Raw genomic sequence first — 15,867 nt, 5'->3', positions numbered from 1 at the left:
CTGAAGATGCGCAAGGGGGCCGCTCGGCCCCCTTGTCCTGTGGGGCCGGCCGGCCCCACGTCCTGAGCGCTCGTCACCGCTCGGTGCGCCGCTCCTCGCGCACGCCGAAGCGCGTGAACTCCTGGCGCGAGAGGCGCCCGTCGCGGTCCGCATCAACCGTTCCCCAATGCCGGCCGAGGTCGGGCACCGCGTCGAGCTCACGGCGGTCCAGCCAGCCGTTGCCATCCTCGTCCAGGCGGTTGAACAGGTTGGTGTTGGGGCCGCTGCCCATCACCCCCGTGTCGACCAGCGCCGTGCCCGTGCCCACGCCGAGGAAGGTGCGATCGACGCCCGCAACGTAGGCCGGGTCGTTCAGCCGCCCGTACCAGTTGCGGTCCAGCGCCGGCATGTTGCCGACGCGCTGCTTGGTGAGGTTGGTGCTCAGTTCGTCGGACTCCATGCCGCGACCGCGCTGGAAGGCGGTGATCGGCACGGCGATCTTGCGTTCAGGCGACAGCCAACCCGGATCGAACTCCAGCACCGCGTAGTGGACCTTGGAGTTCGCCAGGTTGACCACCAGGGCTTCGATCTCGCCGATGTCGTCCTCGGTGGCGGTGTTCACCTCGCGGTCGATGATGCGGGTGGCCAGCATGGCACCCGGCGTGGCGGTGGGCGTGCCCATGCCCCAGGTCCGGTCGATGCCCGTCCACAGCGGCCGGTTGTCGAACAGCCTGGCCTCGCGCCTGTCGAACAGCCCGCCCTCGTAGTCCGTGCGCCGCACGGCCGAGGCCATGAGCTGCTCGCGGTTCATGCCCTGCAACACCAGCGCACCATCGCGCACCGTCTGGAACAATTGCTTCGTGGGTACCGCGGCCAGGGCGTCTTCCTGGAACAGTCCGCGCTCGAAACTCAGGAGGGCGTAGCGGACGTCGCCGGTGCTGATATCGATCACCAGGTCCGACAAGGTGCCCATGCGCCGGTTGTCGGGGCTGACCACCGGCATGCCGATCATGTCGTTGACACGCATGCCGCGGTAGTTCTGCACGCCGCTTTGGGCGCCCGAGCCTTGCTGGGCCTGCATGGCCTGCGATCCGGACGAGCCGGTAGCGCCGGAGGACTGCGCCTGGGCGGCTGCACCGCCCGCCAGCGCGAGCGCCAGCACGGCCCCGCTGATGATGTGCAGTCGGGCTTTGGAGGACTTGAGCATGGAATTTCCTTTCGATGGGTGTCAATGGGCGCCCGCGACCGGGCGCGCCTCGTCTTCGATGGAGCCCGCCTGCAGGCACGTCGTTCATCCCAGCAAAACCGCCTTTCAACTCTCGCCTCATGTCACTTGCGCGGCGGGGAACCGGCGCCGGAGCCGACGCCGGGTCGGGCTCATTCCGACACAGTCGTGCCGTCCCGCGCTACACACGGCGGCGGCATGCGTCGGTATCCTGAAATGCATCCACTACCGGCGAAGCGTGCATGGCTGCATCGAATGCGAAGTCCCTGTCGATGCTGCGGCGGGGCGCTGGCGCCCTGGTCCTGCTGCTCCTGGGCGCGGCCTGCGTCGCTTCGCTCCTGCCCCTGACGGAGACCGACACCTGGTGGGTGCGGTACCTGGACTTCATCCGGGTCCAGTTGTTCATCGCCATCATCATCCTGCTGGTGCTCTGGCTGCTGCTGGTGCCACCGTGGCGGGCGGGGAGAACCCTGGGCCTGGGCGTGCTGGTCTTTCCTGCGCTGGCACTGGGCTACCACGCCTACCGCCTGCATCCCTACGCGCCGGGTGCGGCGGTGCAGGCCGTGTCCATGGACGCCTGCCCCGAAGACGCACGCCTGCGGGTGCTCGTCGCGAACGTCAAGCGAGACAACGAACTGGCCGAACCCTTCCTGGCACTGGTGAAGCGGTCCGATCCGGACGTGCTGGTGGTGCTCGAAACCGATGCCTGGTGGGACCAGAAGCTGTCGGCGCTGCGTGGGCGCTTCGGCCACGTCGTCCAATCGATCCCGCAGGACAACGCCTACTACGGCATGCACGTCTTCTCGCGCTTCGAGCTCCTCGGACCCGAGTTCCTGCACCTGTTCGGCGACGTGACCCCGACCTTGTCGTCCGGACTGCGCCTGCCCGGTGGCGGACAGGTCCGGCTTTTCGCCCTGCACCCGCGCCCGCCGCAGGCCTGGTCGCAGCCGACGACCAGCCGCGACGGGCACCTGATGCAGATCGCCCTGGATGCCCGGGAGTCCAGGGTGCCCAGCATCCTGGCGGGCGACTTCAATGCGGCGCCCTGGGAGCGCTCGGTGCGCCGCGCGATGCGCATCGGCGGGCTGCTCGATCCCCGCGTGGGACGGGGCTTCATCCCGACCTTCGAAGCCGGCAGCACGCTCAAGTCGTGGCCGCTCGACCAGGTGCTGTTCCAGGAAGGCCTGGGGCTGATGGCCTTCGAGCGCTTGCCGGACTTCGGCTCGGACCACTACCCGGTCATGGCGCAGCTTTGCCTGAGCCAGGACGCCGCCGCATCGCAGTCGGCCCCGGCGCTCGAGCCGGACGACCTGGAGGAAGCGGCCGCCACCCTGCGCGCCGCGCGGCGCTCCTGATCGCCCCGCGCCGCGTCTAGGGGCTTGTTTCCCGCTCCTGAAGCGTCCGCCACATGACCTTGCCGCTGCCGCTCTTGGGCAGCGCCTCCACGAACTCGATCACGCGCGGGGCCTTGTAGACCGCCATGGTCTCGCGGCACCAGGCGATGAGGTCCTGCTCGCTCACCTGCCCGCGGTGCGAAGGCCGCAGCACCACCACGGCCTTGACCGTCTCGCCCCGGTAGCTGTCGCGGGCGGCGATCACGCAGGCTTCCTGCACTGCCGGGTGCCGGAACATGAGGGCTTCCACCTCGGCCGGCCAGACCTTGAAGCCCGAGGCATTGATCATGCGCTTGAGGCGGTCGGTGATGAAGAAGTAGCCGTCCTCGTCCACGCGCCCCAGGTCGCCCGAGCGGAAGAAGCGCTTGCCCCCGATCTCCACGAAGGCGGCCGCCGTGGCCTCGGGCCGGCGCCAGTAGCCCTGGAAGACCATGGGCCCTTGGATGACGATTTCGCCCTGCTCGCCCGGCGGCAGCTCGCGCAGGGTCTCGGGATCGACCACGCGCGCGTCGCAGCCGATGAAGGGAATGCCCAGGCACTGCTGCTTGGTCGCGTCGGGCGGGTTGTTGTGCGAGGGCGCGGCTGTTTCGGTCAGGCCGTAGCCCTCGGCGTAGCGCAGTCCGAACTGGTCCCACAGGCGCTGCGCCACGGCCTGCGGCATGGCCGCGCCGCCGCCGCTGATGTTGGTGAGGCTGGAGAGGTCGAACTGTTCCAGCCGCGGACTCGCCAGCAGGTCGATGACCATGGTGGGGATGTTGGTCCAGTGCGTGACCCCATGGCGCGAGATCAGCTCGCCCGCCAGCTCGCGGTCCCAGCGCGACATGAGCACCTGCGTGGAGCCGGCCCACACGCCGCAGTGCATCAGGCACACCATGCCGGTGATGTGGAACATGGGCACGGCCAGCAGCGACACGCTTTCTGCCGTGACGGAACCCCACAACGCGCTGGCCACGGCGTTGTGCATCAGGCTGGCGTGCGTGTGCATGCAGCCCTTGGGCAGGCCGGTGGTGCCGCTGGTGTAGGGCAAGGCGGCGAGGTCCTGCGGTCCGGCGTGGGTGTCGGCCAGCGGCAGGGCGTTGCCCAGCGCTTCGTCCCAGGCCATGACCTGCGTCGAGTCCAGCCGGGGCAACGCGGGTCGCGCAAGCAGCCATTCGCGCCAGGCCGGCGGCATGCGCCGGGCTTCTGCGGAGTCCGCATCGAAGGCGTCGGTGAACTGCGTGACCACGAGGTGCGACAGGCGCTGCGACGGCGGCAAGGCCTGGCTGGCCGCGGCGATCTCGGGAGCGAGATCGGCGGTGGTGATGGCCACCCGCAGTTCGGGGTCGGTGATGTAGTGCCCCAGCTCCGCGGCGCGGTTCATGGGGTTGACCGGCACCACCACCGCGTCGCAGCGCAGGATGGCGAAGTGCGCCACCACGAGTTGCGGGCAGTTCTGCATGTCCAGCATCACGCGATCGCCGGGGGCCACGCCCAGGGACTGCAGGCGCGCTGCGAGCCGCTCGGCCTGCGACAGCAGTTCGCGCCAGGAGGTCGAGCGGTCGAAGAAGACCAGCGCCGGCTTGTCCGGGTAGCGCCGTGCGGTGGTGGCGAGGTTGTCCCAGAGCGAAGTCTGCGGGACGGTGATGGCGCGCGGCACGCGCCGGGGCCAGAACTTGTCGTGGAAGCGCTGCAAGAAACGTCCTCTGGAAATCCGGGGCAGGCCGCAGACTAGGACGCTTTGAAGCCGCAGGGCATCAGGGTCGGCCCTCAGGCGGCGTCGCGCAGGTGACGCCCTGCGTCCGCCGGCAGGGCGCACGCAGGCCCCCGCCCCGCCCGGGCTGGGGGTTCAGCAGCAGGGCAGGCGCTCGCTCAGACGCGAGCGCGGCCTCAATGGGTGAACAGCTTGCCGAAGATCACGCCGGCGAGGAAGGCCACGCCCAGGGCGGCCAGCGGGTTCTCACGCACCTGTCCGCGGGCGTACTCGCCGTACTCCTGCTGCATGCCCATCACGCGCTGGCCGCTGGAGCCCAGGGTCTGCTCGAGGCGATCGACGGCTTCATGGGCGCGCTGCGCCACGCGGCGCACGGTGTTGTCGCTGCCGCCCGCGTCGCCGCCCTGTTCCCGCTGGGGCGTGGTGCCCACGGCACTCGAACCGGCGCCGGTGCCCATGCTGGTGCTGGTGGGGAAGGGATTGGTGCTGGTCTCGCTGTTCATGTCGGGGATCCTCTTGGCGGGTTGGTTGGATGGCCAGCGGCGCTGGCTGCGGAAACTGTAGGAAGCACAGCGTTGAGGGCCTGTCGCGAAGGAGCGGCTTCGGCTGTAGGACGTGGCCGCAGGCGGCCCTGCAGCCGAGCAGCGCGCAGGGAACGAAGGAACGGGACAGTGCATCATTCGCACCGGCAACCTAGGAGAACCTCGATGGAACACCCCGAATCAGAAACCCCCGCCTCGACGGCAGAGCCGCGCAACTCGTTCCTGGAGGAAAAGGCCTTCAAGTCGCGCACCGTACTGGTGTTCGGCGCCATCACCGACGAGTCCGCCGGCGGCGTCGCCCGGCGGCTGATCGCGCTGGACGCGGACTCGCCCGCGCCCATCGACATGCTGGTGAGCTCGCCCGGCGGCCACCTGGAATCGGGCGACGCCATCCACGACATCATCCGCTTCATCACCGCACCGGTGAACATGATCGGCACCGGCTGGGTGGGCAGCGCCGCCACGCACCTGTATCTGGCCGTGCCGCGCGAGCGGCGTTTCTGCCTGCCCAACACGCGCTTCCTGATCCACCAGCCCAGCGGCGGCGCCGGCGGCCAGGCGACCGACATCGCCATCCACGCGCAGGAGATCATCAAGGCCCGCGAGCGCATCGCCCGCACCATCTCCCGCGAGACCGGGCGGCCGCTGGACCAGGTGCTCACCGACATCGAGCGCGACCGCTGGCTGTCGGCCGAGGAAGCCGTCGAGTACGGCCTGGTGGGCCGCATCATTTCCCACAAGACCGAGCTGCGCCGCGGCGGCTGATCCGTCCCCGCTGACCTGGTCCATACTGCCGACCCATGTTGGACATGGGTTGGCTCAGCCTCGCCACCGCGCTGACCGCCATCGAGGCCGCGGCGGTGATCGCCTTCGCCCTGTCGGGCGTGGTGGCGGCCGCGCGCAAGCGGCTCGATGCGGTCGGCGTGTGCATGGTCGCCGGGCTGGCGGCCTTCGGCGGCGGCACCGTGCGCGACGTGCTGCTGGACCGGCGCCCCTTCTTCTGGGTCGAGCATGCCCTGTGGCTCTGGGTGCTGCTGGGCCTGTGCGTGGGGGCCATGTCCTTCCTGCGCTCGCGCCACCTGTCGCCCACCCTGCGCGCCATGCAGTGGCCCGACGCGATCGGCCTGGGCCTGTTCACCGCCAACGGCACGCAGATCGCCCTGGTCGAGGGCATGCCGGCCATCGTGGCCGTGCTCATGGGCATGATCACCGGCACCTTCGGCGGCGTGCTGCGCGACATCGTCTGCAACGAGATCCCGACCGCTTTCGCCGACCACCGGCCCTATGCGATCTGCGCCTTCGCCGGCGGCTGGGCCCTGGTCGCGGCGCAGGCCCTGCAGTGGCCGGGCGAGGTGGGGCTGCTGCTGTCCATCGTGCTGGCCACGGGCCTGCGCGCCTGGGCCTTGCGCACGGGATTCACGCTGCCGCGCTGGGAGGCCGATGAGCCCGGCCCGCCGCGCTGAAGCGATGAGCCGCCGCAACCCGACGCACCCGTAACCGTCCCATCCGGGAACGCGGGGCGCCCGCAGCCATCCCACCTTGCATGCACTCAAGATGGGACAAGCCAATGAACACGTTTCCACGCCGCCTGGTCGCGGCCGTCTCCGCCCTGCTCCTGGCCACGGCCGTCGGCGCGCAGCCCTGGCAGCCCCGCACCGCCCCCGGTGAAGGCGTGAACCCCGCGCGCGAGCCCGAGCCGGTCGTCGTCCGCCCGGCGAGCGAAGCCCTGGAAGAGGTGCGAGAACGGGTGCGGGAAGCGGTGCAGGCGGTGCGCCTCATGAAGGCCGACCCGCAGCTCGCCGTGCTGCTGCAGCGGGCGCAAGGCCTGTTCATCCTCACGGACTACGGGCGCGCCGCGGTCGGCCTGGGCGTGCGGGGCGGGCAGGGGGTGCTGGTCACGCGCCAGGGCACGGACTTCGGCAACCCGGTCTTCTACAACATGGCGGGCCTGAGCGTGGGCCCGCAGATCGGCGCCACCGGCGGGGACGCGGCCTACCTGCTGATGACGGAACGCGCCGTGCAGGAGTTCATGTCCGATCGCACCTTCGCGCTCACGGCCGGCGCCGGCCTGACCTTCGCCACCACCCACAAGGCGCGCGGCATGGCCGCGACCGGCAAGGTCAGCGACGTGGTGGTGTGGACCGGAGCGCCGGGGCTCTACGCGGGCCTGAGCGTGGGCGTGATGGGCATCCGGCCCGACGGCGATGCCAACCGCGTGTACTACGGCGCCGAGGCCTCGCCGCTTTCGATCCTCTCCGGCCGCGTGCCCAACCCGAACAACAACGTCCTGGCCATGGTGCTGGCCATCTGAGGGGGCGCCGGCTCGGCCACAATGCAGCGGCCCGGGCCCGCGTGCCCGCCCTGCCCCGCGCCATGACCCGAGCCGCTTCCCCGCCCCACCGCTTCGACACGCCTGCCGGCGCGATCACCGACGTACCCGGCATCGAGGTCGGCCACTTCACCCACGCGCTGCGGCCCACGGGCTGCAGCGTGGTGCTGGCGCGGGCCGGCGCGGTGGCCGGCGTTGACGTGCGGGGCGCCGCGCCCGGCACGCGCGAGACCGAGCTGCTGGCGCCCTCGAACACGGTCGAACAGGTGCATGCCATCGTGCTGGCGGGCGGCAGCGCCTTCGGGCTCGATGCGGCAGGGGGCGTGATGCGATGGCTGGACCAGCGCGGCATCGGCATCCCGGTGGGCCCGGTGCGGGTGCCCATCGTCCCGGCCGCGGTGCTTTTCGACCTGGTCCTGGGCGACGGCCGCATCCGGCCCGATGCCGGGGCCGGCTACGCGGCCTGCGAGGCCGCGTCGGCCACGCCGCCGCAGGAAGGCTGCGTGGGTGCGGGCGCGGGCGCGGCGGTCGGCAAGCTCTTCGGCCTGGGCCGCGCCATGAAGGGCGGCATCGGCACCGCCTCGGTGCGGGTGGGCGATGTGACGGTGGGCGCCCTGGTCGCCTGCAACGCACTGGGCGACGTCATCGATCCGGACACCGGCGCGGTGCTGGCCGGCGCGCGCAGCGAGGATGGTCGCTCGCTCCTGGACACGCGGCGGTCCCTGCTGGCGGGCATCACGCCCAAGCCGATGCTCGCGGGTGCCAACACCAGCATCGGCGTCGTCGCCACCGACGCCACCATCACCAAGGCCCAGTGCCACCGCCTCGCGCAGGCCGCGCACGACGGCCTGGCCCGCGCGGTCAATCCGGTGCACACGGTCTCGGACGGCGACACCTTCTTCGCCCTGTCCACCGCGCGCGTGGACGCGCACCCGGGGATGGTGGTGCTGGCCACCATGGCGGCCGAAGCCGTGGCCCGCGCCACGGTGCGCGCGGTGCTGGCGGCGACGGGCTGGCGCGGCGGCGGGCTGGAGCTGCCCGCAGCGCGTGAACTTCGAAGGTCTTAGGCGCGCGGGCCCCCATCCCAGCCTTCCCCCAGCGGGGGAAGGTGCAAGACCTCCCTCCCCCTCTGGGGGAGGGTCGGGGTGGGGGCTGCACGCGCGGGCCAGGCTCCTTCTCGCGTGCCCCCCTTCCCAGCCTTCCCCCAGCGGGGGGAGGTGCAAGACCTCCCTCCCCCTCTGGGGGAGGGTTGGGGTGGGGGCTGCGCGCGCGGGCCAGGCTCCTTCTCGCGTGCCCCCCTTCCCAGCCTTCCCCCAGCGGGGGGAGGAGCGAAAAGCCGGCCTTCAGCGTGCGGCTACGCGTTCACCCAGGTAGATCTCCACCCGCCGGTTCTTCGCGCGCCCGGCGTCGGTGCTGTTGTCCGCGATGGGCTCGCGCTCGCCGCGGCCGGCGATCACCACCTGGCGCGGGTCCACGCCGCGCGCGGCAAGGTAGTCGCGCGTCGCCTGGGCGCGCTGCAGCGACAGCCGTTCGTTCAGCTCGTCGGGCCCGGTGCTGTCGGTGTGGCCGATGATGCGCACCTCGGTCATGGGCTGGTTGGCCAGGCCCGAGGCGAACTGGTCCAGGATGGGACGCAGGTTGGGCCGGATGTCCGCACGGCCGGTGTCGAAGGACACGTCGCTCGGAATATCCAGCTTGAGCTGGTTGTCGGCCGTCTGCGAGACCTGCACGCCGGTGCCCACGGTGGCCCGTTGCATGGCCTGCCGGCGCTGCTCCATCTGCTGCGACCACACGTAGCCGCCCAGGGCGCCCAGGCCTGCGCCCACGGCAGCCCCCTTGACGTCACGGCCGATCACCGCCCCGCCGAGCGCGCCGACGCCGGCACCGATGGCGGCGTTGCGCTGGGTGGGCGTCATCGCCCCCATGTCCATGTTGGCGCAGCCCGTGGTGGCGGCCAGCGCGGCGGCCAGGGCGGCGCTCAGCACGACGCTGCGCGAGCGGCGGGAATTGAGGGTGGGGTTCATGTCTCTCTGTCCTTTCTCTGCGGCTTCCACAGGGGATTGGGCCCAGCCGCCGCGCTGTTGGCGCGCAGCGTGCGTCTGAGATTGCCGTAGGACGATGCCGCAGCTCAGCTTGAGACGGCCCCCTCGTGCCCCGCGACCAGCTTGCGCAGCAGCTGCACGAGCTGCTCGCGCTCTACAGCGTCGAGCGGCTCGACGATGCGGGCCTGGGCGCGCGCCACCGCGTGCTTCATCTGTTGTGCGACGCGCTGGCCCGGCGGCGTGATCCACAGCCGCTTGCGGCGCCGGTCCACCTCGTCGGCCTCGCGCCGCACCCAGCCGCGCGCCTCCAGGCGGCCGATCACCGAGCCGAAGGTGGCGGCATCGAACGCCACCCGGGCCGCCAGCGTGACCTGGTCCTCGCCCGGCGACTCGATCAGCGCGTTGAGGATGGCGAACTGCACCGGCGTGACCTCGAACGCGGCGGTCTCCTCGTGGAAGACCGCCACCGCCACCTGCTGTGCTCGACGGATCAGGTGTCCGGGTGCATGCTGGAAATCGAAGCCCTTGGCCATGGGCACGGAGTGTAGTGGGCGCGCGGCCAATTGCAATGCACGCATATCATATGTATGCTTAGCAACCCGCCCACATCCTCCGAGGAGAAGCCAATGAAGCAAGCCCTGCATCTCATCGTCGCCGGCGGCGGCATCGGCGGCCTGGCGGCCGCGTATGTCCTCGCGCGGGACGGCCACCGCGTCACGGTGCTGGAACAGTCCGCCGCCTTCGGCGAGATCGGCGCGGGCATCCAGCTCGGGCCGAACATCTTCAAGATGTTCGAGTGGCTGGGCCTGACCGAGGCGGTGAACGAAGTGGCCTACTTCCCCCCGGGCCTGGGCATGAACGACGTGCGCACGGGCGAGCGCGTGGTGCGCGTTCCCCTGGGCGACGTCGCCCGCGCGGCCTACGGCTTTCCCTATGGCGTGATCTACCGCGGCGACCTGCACGACGTCTTCCTGCGCGCCTGCGAGAAGCAGCCCACCGTGCAGCTTCGCACCAGCGCCAAGGTCGAGTCCTTCGAGCAGGACGAGGCCGGCGTGCGCGTGCGCCTGGCCGGCGGCGAGCAGCTCGCCGGTGACGCCCTCATCGGCGCCGACGGCCTGTGGAGCCGCATCCGCGAGCAGGTGGTGGGCGACGGCAAGCCACGCGTGTCGGGCCACATCGCCTACCGCGCGGTGCTGCGCCGCGAGGACGTGCCCGCGCACCTGTGGAGCGACGACGTGCTGCTGTGGGGCGGCGAGAAGACCCACCTGGTGCACTACCCCCTGCGCCGCGGCGAGCTGTTCAACCTGGTGGCGGTGTTCCACAGCAACAAGTACGACGAAGGCTGGAACACCTTCGGCGACACGGCCGAACTGAACGAGCGCTTCGCCCAGGCCGTGCCGCCCGTGCGCGAGCTGCTGGGAAAGATCGAGACCTGGAAGATGTGGGTGCTGTGCGACCGCGAGCCCGTCGCCAACTGGACCGACCGCCGCGTGACCCTGCTGGGCGATGCGGCGCATCCCATGCTGCAGTACCTGGCGCAGGGCGCGGGCCAGGCCATCGAGGACGCGGTGGTGCTCGGGCAGGCCCTCAAGGCCGCCGCTTCGCCGCAGGAGGCCTTCCAGCTGTACCAGAAGCATCGCTACCTGCGCACCGGGCGCGTGCAGCTCACCGCCCGCTTCTATGGCGACATCTATCATGCGAGCGGCGTGCAGCGCGAGCTGCGCAACCGCCTGTTCCAGAGCGGCACCGAGTCGGCCGGCTTCGCCGGCCTGAAATGGATGTACGAGGGCATCGACCCCAACCAGCTCTTCGCCTGAGACCTTTCACGAGGACCGACCCGATGAACGCCCCCCACCCAGCCGCGCGCGAGCGCGAGCAGCTCTATCGCGACATGGACCCGCTGAACCTCACGCCGCTGTGGGAGGTCCTGCACGCCCTGGTGCCGGTGCATCCGCAGTCCCCCTGCGTGCCGGCCCTGTGGCGCTACGAGGAGGTGCGCCCGCTCCTCATGCGCGCCGGCCAGGCCATCACCGCCGAGGAAGCGGTGCGGCGCGTGCTCATCCTGGAGAACCCCGCACTGCGCGGCCAGTCGGCCATCACGCAGTCGCTCTATGCCGGCCTGCAGCTGATCATGCCCGGCGAGGTCGCCCCGGCGCACCGGCACACGCAGAGTGCGCTGCGCTTCATCGTCGAGGGCTCGGGCGCCTACACCGCGGTGGACGGGGAGCGCACCACCATGCGCCCGGGCGACTTCATCATCACGCCGAGCTGGACCTTCCACGACCACGGCAGCGAGGCCGAGGGCCCGGTGGTGTGGCTGGACGGCCTGGACATTCCCATGGTCCGCTTCTTCGATGCCGGTTTCGCCGAGAACGGCAGCGCGCGCTCGCAGCAGGTCACCCGCGTGGAAGGCAGCAGCTTCGCCCGCTATGGGCACAACATGGCCCCGGTGCGCGGCGACGCGCCCTTCGGCGCCACCTCGCCCATCTTCAGCTACCCCTACGAGCGCTCGCGCGAGGCGCTGGAGCGCCTGGAGCGCGATGCGCCCATCGACGAATGGGAAGGCGTCAAGCTGCGCTACCTCAACCCGCTCACCGGCGGCTGGCCCATGCCCACGCTGGCCACCTTCATGCAGAAGCTGCCTGCCGGCTTCAGCGGCCGCGCGGCGCGCCAGACCGACGGCGCCGTCTACAGCGTAGTGGAAGGCCGGGCCGTGGTGCACGTCGAGTCGCCGCAGGGCGCCATCGTCCGCCACGAGGTCGGGCCGCGCGACCACTTCGTGGTGCCCTCCTGGCACGCGCTGCGCTTCGAGAGCGAAGCCGGCTGCGTGCTGTTCAGTTTTTCCGACCGCCCGGTGCACCAGGCCCTGGGCATCCTCAAAGAAGAAAGGTTGTCATGAGCTACGTCTTCAATCCCCCCGCCCCGGTGGCCGTCCCCGTCGTGGGCCGCACCGAGCGCTACCCGGTGCACCGCATCTACTGCGTGGGCCGCAACTACGAGGAGCACGCCAAGGAGATGGGCTTCACCGGCCGCGAGCCGCCCTTCTTCTTCCTCAAGCCGGCCGACGCGCTGGTGGTGGTGGAGGCCGGCCAGACCGGCACCATCCCCTACCCCAGCCTCACCAGCAACTTCCACCACGAGATCGAACTGGTGGTGGCCATCGGCCAGGGCGGGCGCAACATCAAGGCCGCCGACGCGAAGCAGCACATCTTCGGCTATGCCGTGGGCCTGGACATGACGCGCCGCGACCTGCAGAACGACATGAAGAAGCAGGGCCGCCCCTGGTGCATCGGCAAGGCCTTCGACCAGTCCGCGCCCATGGGCCCCATCACCCCTGCCGAGCAGGCCGGCGACGTGGACAAGGCGGCCATCTGGCTGCAGGTGAACGGGTCGGACCGCCAGCGCAGCACGGTGGCCAAGTTGATCTGGAACATCGGCGAGACCATCGAGCACCTGTCGGCCGCCTGGGAGTTGCAGCCAGGCGACTTGATCTTCACGGGCACGCCCGAAGGCGTGGCCGCGGTGGTGGCAGGTGATACGCTCACGGGCCATGTCGAGGGGCTCACGCCGCTGTCGGTGAAGGTGCAGGCCGCCTGAGCCGCCCGCCGCGCGCGGGCTCCGGCATGGCACGACAACCATGAGAAGGAGACCCGCGTGCGCGTTCTGGAGATGTTGGCCAAGTTGTGCGCCATCCTGGCCGGCGTGCTGCTCACGTTCATCACCCTGATGACGTGCGCCAGCCTCATTGGCCGCAACACCACCGGCTGGACCCTGGTCGGTGACTTCGAGCTCACCGGCGTGGCCACCGGCGCGGCCATCGCCCTCTTCCTGCCCTGGGCGCAAGCCACGCGGGCCAACATCATCGTGGACTTCTTCACCACCCGCGCGCGGCCCGAGACCAACGCCGCCCTGGACCGCCTGGGCGCCCTGCTGCTGGCCCTGGCCATGGGGCTCATGACCTGGCGCACCACGCTTGGCGGCCTGAACTCCTGGGAGACGCAGACGACCACCATGATGCTCGGCTGGCCGGAATGGACCGTGTACGCAGCCATGGTGCCGGCCCTCCTGCTCACGGCGCTCATCGCGCTGGTGCAGGCGCTGCGCGGCTTCGGGCCGGAGGTTCAGGCGTGAGCCCGCTCGCCCTCACCGCCCTCATCTTCGGGATCATGCTGCTGCTGATGGCGATCCGCACGCCGATCGCCATCGCCATGTTCACCGCCGGCGGCATCGGCTACGTGCTGCAGGCCGGCTGGCTGCCCCTGGCCAACTTCCTGAACACACAGGCCTTCGCCCGCTTCGCGAGCTACGACCTGTCGGTGATCCCGCTGTTCATCCTCATGGGCAACTTCGCCACGCAGGGCGGCATCTCGCGGGCGCTGTTCGAGTTCGCCAGCGTCCTCATGTCGGGCTTCCGCGGCGGCCTGGCCATGGCGGCGGTGGTCGCGAGCGCCGCCTTCGGCGCGATCTGCGGCTCCTCGGTCGCCACGGCGGCCACCATCACCTCGGTGGCGCTGCCCGAGATGAAGCGCCACGGCTACTCGGGGCGCCTGGCCACCGGCACGCTGGCCGCGGGCGGCACGCTGGGCATCCTCATCCCGCCTTCGGTGCCGCTGGTGATCTACGCCATCCTCGCGGAGCAGAACATCGCCAAGCTCTTCGCCGCGGCCATGGTGCCGGGCTTGATCGCGATGGTGGGCTACATCATCGCCATCGCGCTGTACGTGCGCTTCGTTCCCGGCCACGCGCCGGAACACGACGAGGACCGCCCGCGCCTGACCGGCGCCATGCTGGCCGGCGTGCTGCCCATGGTCACGATCTTCGCCATCGTCTTCGGCGGCATCTACGGCGGCTTCTTCACGCCCACCGAGGGCGCGGCCGTGGGCGCGGCCGCCACCTTCCTGGCGGCGCTGGGCAAGCGCGAGATGACCTGGGCCAAGTTCAAGCACTGCTTCTACGCCACGGCGCAGGCCTCGGCCATGATCTTCCTGCTCTTCCTGGGCGCCGACCTCATGAACTCGGCCCTGGCGCTCACGCAGGTGCCGGCGCAGCTGGCCGACGTGGTGCGCGGCTGGAACCTGCCGCCGCTGGCGGTGGTGGCCGGCATCCTCCTCTTCTACGTGGTGCTGGGCGCGGTGATGGACGAGCTGTCCATGATCCTGCTGACCGTCCCCATCTTCTTCCCGCTGATCATCAGCCTGGACTTCGGCATGCCGCGCGAATCGGTGGCGATCTGGTTCGGCATCATGGTGCTCATGACGGTGGGCTTCGGCCTGCTGGCGCCGCCGGTGGGATTGAACGTGTACGTGGTCAACGGGCTGGCCAAGGAAGTGCCCATCGCCGAAAGCTACCGCGGCGTGCTGCCCTTCCTGGCCAGCGACGTGGTCCGCACCCTGCTGCTGCTGTTCTTCCCGGCCATCTCGCTCTGGATCATTCAGTTCCTCGTTTGAGGGAAAGCCCCGTATGGCCGGCTGGGCCAGCTCGGGTAAGGTCCACCGATTCGCATTCGGAGACCCAGCATGATCCAGCGTCGTACCCTGCTTAAGTCCAGCGCCGCCGTGGCCCTCGGGGCACCCGGCCTCAGCGGCCTGGCCCAGCAGGCCGTCACCCTCAAGTTCCACACCTTCATGGCCCCGCAGTCGGCCGTGTGGCTGTCCATGCACAAGCCGTGGATGGACAAGGTCGAGAAGGAATCGAACGGCCGCATCAAGTTCGAGGGCTACCCCGCCATGCAGCTGGGCGGCACGCCCGTGCAGCTCTATGACCAGGCCAAGGACGGCGTGGTGGACATCGTCTGGACCCTGCCGGGCAACACCGCCGGCCGCTTCCCGCGCATCGAGGTGTTCGAGCTGCCCTTCATCATGAACAACGCCGAGGCCACCTCGCGCGCCTACTGGGAGTACTACCAGACCGCCGCGCCCGACGAGTTCAAGGACACCCATGTGCTGGCCCTGCACGTGCACGGCCCCGGCATGTTCCACACCCGCAGCAAGCTGATCAAGACCGTGAACGACGTGCGCGGCGTGAAGCTGCGCGGCCCCACCCGCCAGATCACCAAGATGCTGGGCTACCTGGGCGCCATTCCGGTGGGCATGCCGCTGCCGCAGATCCCGGACGCACTGTCCAAGGGCACCATCGACGGCTGCGCCATTCCCTGGGAGGTGGTGCCCTCGGTCAAGGTGCACGAGCTCACCAGCAACCACAGCGAGTTCGACCCCGCGGGCGGTGCGCTCTACACCACCACCTTCGTGATGGCCATGAACAAGGCCAAGTACGAGTCGCTCGCGCCCGACCTCAAGAAGGTCATCGACGCGAACTCGGGCCTGGCCACCTCCGGCTGGCTGGGGCGCACGCAGCAAAGCAACGATGCCGCCGGCCGCAAGGCCGCCGAGGCGCGCGGAAACACCATCTACACCATCCCCGCCGCCGACGCGCAGGAGTTCCGCCGCAAGGCCCGCCTGGTCGAAGTCGAATGGGCCGAGGACATGGACAAGCGCGGCTACGACGGCAAGAAGCTGCTGGAGACCGCCCGCACGCTCATCGACAAGCACGGCAAGGCCGTGAACGCGCCGGCCCGCAAGGCCTGAGCCGCCGGCACGCCGCTTCGGCGGCTGCCGTGAATCAGAGTGACCCAGGGCCCTGCGCGTGCAGGGCCCTTGTCATTCCAGG

At 70.4% G+C, this 15,867-nt stretch carries 16 protein-coding genes; 11 read left to right on the top strand and 5 right to left on the bottom strand.

Translation table 11 applies throughout. The annotated features are described in order from the left end of the window. Positions 1 to 73 precede the first annotated feature (73 nt). On the bottom strand, positions 74 to 1,186 hold the full coding sequence (locus EZ242_RS00500) for a PRC-barrel domain-containing protein (RefSeq protein WP_135283156.1): 1,113 nt from the start codon (positions 1,184 to 1,186) through the stop codon (positions 74 to 76). 260 nt (positions 1,187 to 1,446) lie between these two features. Between EZ242_RS00500 and EZ242_RS00495 the strand changes: the two genes are divergently transcribed. After that, positions 1,447 to 2,559 (top strand): endonuclease/exonuclease/phosphatase family protein, encoded by a 1,113-nt coding sequence (locus EZ242_RS00495; protein ID WP_135283155.1) that lies wholly within the window; start codon positions 1,447 to 1,449, stop codon positions 2,557 to 2,559. A gap of 16 nt (positions 2,560 to 2,575) precedes the next feature. On the opposite strand, the gene EZ242_RS00490 is transcribed toward EZ242_RS00495, so the two are convergent. Both EZ242_RS00490 and EZ242_RS00485 read right to left on the bottom strand, forming a co-directional pair. After that, positions 2,576 to 4,270: a long-chain fatty acid--CoA ligase gene (locus tag EZ242_RS00490; protein WP_135283154.1), complete on the bottom strand. Its 1,695-nt coding sequence runs from the start codon at positions 4,268 to 4,270 to the stop codon at positions 2,576 to 2,578. Between the two features lie 194 nt (positions 4,271 to 4,464). After that, on the bottom strand, positions 4,465 to 4,791 hold the full coding sequence (locus EZ242_RS00485) for a hypothetical protein (protein ID WP_135283153.1): 327 nt from the start codon (positions 4,789 to 4,791) through the stop codon (positions 4,465 to 4,467). Positions 4,792 to 4,995: 204 nt separating this feature from the next. Between EZ242_RS00485 and EZ242_RS00480 the strand changes: the two genes are divergently transcribed. The 4 genes from EZ242_RS00480 (at position 4,996) to EZ242_RS00465 (ending at position 8,226) form a co-directional block, all read left to right on the top strand. Next, a complete protein-coding gene (locus EZ242_RS00480; RefSeq protein WP_135283152.1) occupies positions 4,996 to 5,595 on the top strand; it encodes an ATP-dependent Clp protease proteolytic subunit in 600 nt (199 codons plus the stop codon). 35 nt (positions 5,596 to 5,630) lie between these two features. Then, positions 5,631 to 6,293: a trimeric intracellular cation channel family protein gene (locus tag EZ242_RS00475; protein ID WP_420821216.1), complete on the top strand. Its 663-nt coding sequence runs from the start codon at positions 5,631 to 5,633 to the stop codon at positions 6,291 to 6,293. Positions 6,294 to 6,397: 104 nt separating this feature from the next. Continuing rightward, positions 6,398 to 7,141 (top strand): lipid-binding SYLF domain-containing protein, encoded by a 744-nt coding sequence (locus EZ242_RS00470; RefSeq protein WP_167784589.1) that lies wholly within the window; start codon positions 6,398 to 6,400, stop codon positions 7,139 to 7,141. Between the two features lie 62 nt (positions 7,142 to 7,203). Further along, complete coding sequence (locus tag EZ242_RS00465) at positions 7,204 to 8,226, top strand: P1 family peptidase (RefSeq protein WP_135283150.1); 1,023 nt, start codon at positions 7,204 to 7,206, stop codon at positions 8,224 to 8,226. Between the two features lie 276 nt (positions 8,227 to 8,502). Here the strand turns inward: EZ242_RS00465 and EZ242_RS00460 are convergent, their stop codons facing one another. Then, positions 8,503 to 9,183 carry a YiaD family glycine zipper/OmpA-like lipoprotein gene (locus EZ242_RS00460; RefSeq protein ID WP_135283149.1) on the bottom strand — a complete coding sequence of 227 codons (681 nt, stop codon included), beginning with the start codon at positions 9,181 to 9,183 and terminating at the stop codon, positions 8,503 to 8,505. A gap of 104 nt (positions 9,184 to 9,287) precedes the next feature. Further along, on the bottom strand, positions 9,288 to 9,734 hold the full coding sequence (locus tag EZ242_RS00455) for a MarR family winged helix-turn-helix transcriptional regulator (RefSeq protein ID WP_135283148.1): 447 nt from the start codon (positions 9,732 to 9,734) through the stop codon (positions 9,288 to 9,290). A gap of 93 nt (positions 9,735 to 9,827) precedes the next feature. On the opposite strand from EZ242_RS00455, the gene EZ242_RS00450 reads away from it, so the two are divergent. The 6 genes from EZ242_RS00450 to EZ242_RS00425 all read left to right on the top strand — a co-directional run bounded on the left by EZ242_RS00450 (position 9,828) and on the right by EZ242_RS00425 (position 15,785). Then, complete coding sequence (locus EZ242_RS00450) at positions 9,828 to 11,018, top strand: 3-hydroxybenzoate 6-monooxygenase (RefSeq protein WP_135283147.1); 1,191 nt, start codon at positions 9,828 to 9,830, stop codon at positions 11,016 to 11,018. A gap of 23 nt (positions 11,019 to 11,041) precedes the next feature. Then, entirely contained in the window at positions 11,042 to 12,100 is a 1,059-nt protein-coding gene (gtdA, locus tag EZ242_RS00445; RefSeq protein ID WP_135283146.1) for a gentisate 1,2-dioxygenase, read from the top strand. Further along, on the top strand, positions 12,097 to 12,798 hold the full coding sequence (locus EZ242_RS00440; RefSeq protein ID WP_135283145.1) for a fumarylacetoacetate hydrolase family protein: 702 nt from the start codon (positions 12,097 to 12,099) through the stop codon (positions 12,796 to 12,798). The genes gtdA and EZ242_RS00440 overlap by 4 nt, the downstream gene beginning before the upstream one ends. Positions 12,799 to 12,855: 57 nt before the next feature. Beyond that, positions 12,856 to 13,332 carry a TRAP transporter small permease gene (locus tag EZ242_RS00435; protein WP_135283144.1) on the top strand — a complete coding sequence of 159 codons (477 nt, stop codon included), beginning with the start codon at positions 12,856 to 12,858 and terminating at the stop codon, positions 13,330 to 13,332. Continuing rightward, complete coding sequence (locus EZ242_RS00430; protein WP_135283143.1) at positions 13,329 to 14,648, top strand: TRAP transporter large permease; 1,320 nt, start codon at positions 13,329 to 13,331, stop codon at positions 14,646 to 14,648. The genes EZ242_RS00435 and EZ242_RS00430 overlap by 4 nt, the downstream gene beginning before the upstream one ends. Positions 14,649 to 14,717: 69 nt before the next feature. Beyond that, complete coding sequence (locus EZ242_RS00425; protein ID WP_135283142.1) at positions 14,718 to 15,785, top strand: TRAP transporter substrate-binding protein; 1,068 nt, start codon at positions 14,718 to 14,720, stop codon at positions 15,783 to 15,785. Positions 15,786 to 15,867 lie beyond the last annotated feature (82 nt).

This window comes from Ramlibacter rhizophilus, assembly GCF_004681965.1.
GTDB lineage: Bacteria > Pseudomonadota > Gammaproteobacteria > Burkholderiales > Burkholderiaceae_C > Ramlibacter > Ramlibacter rhizophilus.
This window is presented reverse-complemented; position numbering and strand designations above follow the sequence as displayed.